The organism is Peribacillus sp., from assembly GCF_059453735.1.
In genome coordinates, this window is sequence record NZ_JAZVJO010000355.1 from 1 (window position 1) to 6,091 (window position 6,091).

At 40.9% G+C, this 6,091-nt stretch carries 3 protein-coding genes and 1 other annotated feature; all 3 genes read left to right on the forward strand.

Annotated features, from left to right (window positions below):
- Positions 1-1,024: 1,024 nt before the first annotated feature.
- A complete protein-coding gene (locus AC52RT_RS11365; RefSeq protein ID WP_495540849.1) occupies positions 1,025-2,359 on the forward strand; it encodes a LysM peptidoglycan-binding domain-containing protein in 1,335 nt (444 codons plus the stop codon).
- A gap of 63 nt (positions 2,360-2,422) precedes the next feature.
- Positions 2,423-3,478: a spore coat protein YsxE gene (ysxE, locus tag AC52RT_RS11370; RefSeq protein WP_495540850.1), complete on the forward strand. Its 1,056-nt coding sequence runs from the start codon at positions 2,423-2,425 to the stop codon at positions 3,476-3,478.
- A 238-nt stretch (positions 3,479-3,716) separates the two neighbouring features.
- Positions 3,717-3,957 (forward strand) — a binding site (T-box leader).
- Between the two features lie 50 nt (positions 3,958-4,007).
- A partial coding sequence (locus tag AC52RT_RS11375) for a valine--tRNA ligase (protein ID WP_495540851.1) occupies positions 4,008-6,091 on the forward strand: 2,084 nt, incomplete at its 3' end.

A 6,091-nucleotide genomic window follows, 5' to 3' on the forward strand; every position in this document is an offset into this window, starting at 1 on the left:
CTATTTTTGCAACAAGAGGTATAAAGAGATAGCTGGGTCAGCAAGGTCATTTTGAGAAAGGCCGAATCAAGTCGAGTTTGGGCCGAATGATAGCCAAAAAGGTCCGAATAAATCAGAGAAAGAGCCGAATAACAGCTGAAATGGGACGAATCAGCGTTCATTAAGCTATTTTTGGGTGATCCGGCAAGCTTGAAATAGTAAAACGAACGCAAAATCAGATCACTTTTTGATAATTTGAGAGGCGGGGTTGTCCAGACAGTGTATCCAAAAGAGCCAGATACACTATTTTTGCAACAAGAGGTACAAAGGGATAACTGGAATAGTTGGATCAGCTTGGTCATTCTGAGGTAGGGCAGAATGAAAGCGAGTTAGGGGAGAATCATCGAAGGATAGGGAAGAATAAAAGCGAGTTAGGGAAGAATCAATCAATGTTAGGGAAGAATAACTGCTAAATAGAGGCAAATCGGCAGCTATTTAGCGGAGTTAGAGAGGCGGGGTTGCCCAAAAAGGGTATCTAAAAACACTAGTTTGCAACAAGAGGTATAAATAGATAGTTACTAGCTGGTTCGGCAAGGTAATTTTGGGAAAGGCCGAATCAAATCGAGTTCGGGCCGAATGATAGCCGGTTCGGGCCGAATCAATCAGAGAAAGGGCCAAATAACTGCTCAATACGGCCGAATCGGCGTGATCCGGCAAGCTTGAACTGGTGAAACTAACGTAGAATCCTATCTTTTTAGTGAAGTAAGACCACTTTCTCGCAGTTTGAGAGGCTGGATTGCCCAGACAGCGTATCTAATAAGAGCCAGATACACTATTTTTACAATAAGAGATTTAAAGAATAAATAGTTTGATGAGTTTGATCATTTTGGAGTAGGGAAGAATAACTGCTTAAATGGCTCGAATTGGCGGGTTCCACGAGTGAACTTTCAAAATAATCCAACACGCGTTTCTTTGGTGGCATAAATGGCTGTCAAGTTTCATAAATTGTATTGGTATCGTTATTGTTTTGAAAGGAGGAATGGTTTTGACCGCGGATAATTTGCCGTTTTTACGTTTTACACTCGAGGAATCGATTTGGTTTCAGAAGGGGCAGGAAGTAGCCGAGCTCTATTCGATTTCACTCGATCCAAATGTGACTATCCAGGAAAGTGATGAGTATGTAGTAATTAGAGGAACTCTTGATTTGAGTGGGGAATATAAGATTAATCATTCAAGCGGTGAATCAGAAATAAAGCATTATTCACAGGGGTATTATCCGAAGACGATGCAATCTGTAGAAGACTCAGGGAATGGCACACAGGAATTTAATCATCGCTTTCCTGTCGATATTTCCATTCCGTACAATCGGGTGGAATCAGTCGATGATATTGGTGTAAATATTCATACGTTTGATTACACGTTGATTGAAAGAAATTGCTTGAAGCTTCAGGCTGACTTGCTGGTGACAGGTATTTATGGCGAACAGCCTGCAATGCCTCAAAGAGATGAAATGAAACAAGAAGAATATGAGATTGAAATCGAACAGGAATCAAGTTCTCAGTCAAACGAAAAGCAGCAGGTAAGTTCTCACTCAAGATACGAAGTCGAACAAGAGTCAAGTTCTCAGCAATACGATAAACAGGAGGTAAGTGACGGGGCTAGGGAGGAAATAAAACAAGAGTCAAGTTCCCAGTTATCTGTTGAATTAGAGGTGGAGTCAAGTGTAGAGTCGAGCGAGGAAGCCGTTGCTGATCGTAAGATGGAGCCGCTTAACAGGGAGATTCCTGAGTCTAACGACGATTTATATAAGCCGTTTTACGTTGAAGCTAGGAAGCAGCCAGATGAAGAATCATCCACTACTGTTTTTGAACCTAAAAAAGGACCGGTGCTGAAAAGAGACCAAGAAGATTGCTCGACTGAGACTGTAGCAAAGAAAGCAGCAGACCCAGTGGTATTTCAACAACCAACAGGACCTGTTTATGAAGAAAGTGGTGAAGAGGAGTCAGCAGTAGAAGCTGAACAAAAACAGGAAAAGAAATACCATCACCTATTGGATCTTGTTCGAAAGCCAGAAACGCAAGAAGCAGAACCTGTAGAAGCTCCGCGTTCTAAAAGTTATAAGAAAAATAAACAGGAGTCGAAGGAGGATACCAAAGAGAAGCATGTTTCACTAACTGATTTCTTTGGCAGGAAACAAGAAGAAGAGCTTGTGAAGATGAAGGTTTATATCGTGCAACAAGGGGATACGCTCGATATTATATCTGAGCGTTATGACGTCTCTGTTCAATCCTTAATGAACAGTAATATGCTTGAGCCAACAATGGATATTTATGAAGGCCAAGTATTGTACATTCCTAAGGTGACCGTATACAAGCACTAATTGATAAAAGCAGGGTCACTATTGGCTCTGCTTTTATTGAATGAAGAAAGGCAGTGACAGACAGTGTATCGAAATAAAGAACCCGATCAAAACTTAGGTGAAATATTGTCTCAATACGGACTTCGTGTTAAATATCTTGAAGACTTTGGAAAAATCACTAAGGTCTACAGTGAACAGGGTGTATTTGCGTTAAAGTCAATGCCAGCACAGCAGGGGATTGATTTTATCCGAAATATTCAAACGCTGTATCAACGCGGATATAATCGGATTGTACCGATTTACCAAGCTGAAGGTGGTCGATATGGTGTTCTGAACGACAATCGTTTGTATTATTTAATGCCTTGGCTTGTTGATGAAGAAAGCGGAGAACGTTCCGAGCGTCATAAGCAGATGTTTCGTGAATTAGCTCGGATGCATACATTATCGGTAAGAGATATGCCGGTTGATACGGAGGAACGAGAAGAGCATTATAACCTAACTATTGAGGAGTGGAAAAAGCAACGGGTATTTCTAGATGAATTTGTCGTTGCTTGTGAAAAGAAATGGTATATGGCGCCTTTTGAAATGATGTTTTGCAGCTATTATACTGATATCTCACAAGCAATGGATTACTCCCTGAAAAAAATAGAATCATGGGCTGAAAAGTCAAAGGATTTGGAAAAAGTCAGGACGGTTGTCACACACGGCAAGGTTTCACTAAAACACTTTATTTATAATGAACGAGGCTATGGTTATTTCATTAATTTTGAGAGGTCACAACAAGCACCACCGCATTTTGATTTGCTTCCGTTTTTGGAGAAAACAGCTAAAACGTATCCATCCAATAATAATGATTGTATTGATTGGTTATATAATTATTTTCGCTATTTTCCGTTTAAGGAAGAAGAAATGCTTCTTTTCCAGAGCTATTTAGCGTATCCCGGAGCTACAGTCTCCATTGCGAGAAAGTATTTCGAAAAAACAAACAAAAGTGAGTACCAATCCGTGAAATCTTTACAACGTCACTACTGGCAGTTGAAAAACATCGAATATATGGTGATGAAAATTGAAGAAATTGAAAATAGTAAAAAAGCTGCAGCACCGGAAGCAGCTCAAGCAGCTGAACAGGAGCAAAGTTAATGCCGGAGCAGGAGGAGAGTCATGACAAACACGCTCCGGCTGTTTTTTAACTAGAAATGGCCAACTCCATCACTGTACATAAACGCGTAATCCACGCACATACCTGTAATGTCTGGCATAAGCTAGCACAAATCGTATAAAATCTCGGGAATTAGGAAAAGATGATTGACGAAAGCCCTGTTTTTTAAGTAAGATAATAGTATTAATTCTTTTGTGAATAATGACGTAACTACATAAATTGAATGCTGTGATCAGGAGTAGTACGGTGGAAAGCTGCTTTTAGAGAGGAAACCGATTGGTGAAAGGTTTCTAAGTTAGTATCCCCTGAAGTCGTCTGTGAGCTGTATCCGTGAAGTGAGTAACGGGTGCCGGCAGAAGCCGTTATCTTATTTGAGAGCCGATTAAGAATCGCAAAACACGCGATGATTCTCTTTTTCGGAAAAAAGGTGGCACCGCGAAAAACTTCCTTCGTCCTTTTGAGATGAGGAAGTTTTTTTATGGAAAAAAAGCCATTATAGGAGGAATAATTATGGAAGATAATCTACAAGCAATGCCAACGAAATATGATCCGCAAAGTATCGAAAAAGGCCGCTATGAGTGGTGGTTAGAAGGGAAATACTTTGAAGCCGCACCTGATGAAACAAAAGAACCGTATACGATTGTAATCCCGCCGCCGAATGTGACAGGAAAGCTTCATTTAGGTCATGCATGGGATACCACACTCCAAGATATTCTAACTCGTATGAAACGGATGCAAGGAATGGACGTACTTTGGCTGCCGGGAATGGACCATGCGGGGATTGCTACTCAAGCGAAAGTAGAACAAAAACTTCGTGCAGACGGCATAAGCCGATATGACCTAGGACGCGAGAAATTCCTCGAAGAAACATGGAAGTGGAAAGAAGAATATGCAGGACATATCCGCGATCAATGGGCGAAATTAGGATTGGGTCTAGATTACTCCCGTGAACGATTTACCCTTGATTCAGGTTTGTCGAAAGCTGTTAATAAGGTGTTTGTTGACTTATACAAAAAAGGTCTAATCTATCGTGGGGAACGAATCATTAACTGGGATCCAGCTACGAAAACAGCCCTTTCTGATATAGAAGTTATTCATAAGGATGTTCAAGGTGCCTTCTATCATATGAAATATCCGCTTGCTGATGGTTCAGGTGAAATTGAAATAGCAACTACTCGTCCAGAAACGATGCTTGGTGATACAGCAATTGCGGTTCATCCAGAAGACGATCGTTATAAACACCTGATCGGAAAAACAGTTATTTTACCAATCGTTGGACGTGAAATTCCGATTGTTGGCGATGATTATGTTGAAATTGATTTTGGTTCAGGGGTTGTAAAAATTACACCGGCACATGATCCGAATGACTTTGAAGTAGGGAACCGCCATAATCTTGAACGCATTCTTGTTATGAACGAAGACGGTACGATGAATGCAAAAGCTGGTATTTATGAAGGAATGGACCGTTTTGAATGCCGTAAGCAAATTGTTAAAGATCTTCAAGAACAAGGTGTATTGTTCAAAATCGAAGAACATCTTCACTCAGTTGGCCACTCCGAACGAAGCGGAGCTGTTGTAGAACCTTATCTTTCTACACAATGGTTTGTAAAAATGCAGCCGCTTGCTGATGCTTCTATTGAATTACAGAAGAAATCCGAGGACGAAAAAGTTAATTTTGTTCCTGAACGTTTTGAAAATACGTACTTACGCTGGATGAAGAATATTCATGATTGGTGTATTTCTCGTCAGCTTTGGTGGGGACATAGAATTCCTGCTTGGTACCATAAAGAAACTGGCGAAGTCTATGTGGGTCAAGAAGCACCAGCAGACAGCGAGATGTGGGAACAGGATAATGATGTGTTAGATACTTGGTTCAGTTCAGCACTTTGGCCATTTTCTACAATGGGCTGGCCGGATACTGATCAAGCTGATTTCAAACGCTATTACCCAACCGGTGCACTTGTAACTGGTTATGATATCATTTTCTTCTGGGTTTCACGGATGATCTTCCAAGGAATTGAATTTACCGGTGAGCGTCCATTTAAAGATGTGCTTATTCACGGACTGGTTCGCGATGAACAAGGCCGGAAAATGAGTAAATCACTGGGTAATGGTGTCGATCCAATGGAAGTGATTGAGAAGTATGGCGCCGATTCATTACGTTATTTCTTGTCAACAGGCGGATCACCAGGTCAAGATCTTCGTTACAGTACGGAAAAAGTTGAATCCGTATGGAACTTTGCGAATAAGATCTGGAATGCTTCGCGCTTTGCCTTGATGAACATGGACGGCTTGAAATATGAAGAAATCGATTTAAATGGTGAAAAATCAGTAGCCGATAACTGGATTTTAACTCGTTTAAATGAAACGATTGAAACCGTAACAAGACTAGCTGATAAATATGAGTTCGGTGAAGTCGGCCGTGCGCTTTATAACTTCATCTGGGATGACTTCTGTGATTGGTACATTGAAATGGCGAAACTGCCATTATACGGTGAAGACGAAGCAGCGAAGAAAACAACACGTTCAATTCTTGCTTATGTTCTTGATAACACAATGCGCCTGCTTCACCCGTTTATGCCGTTTATTACCGA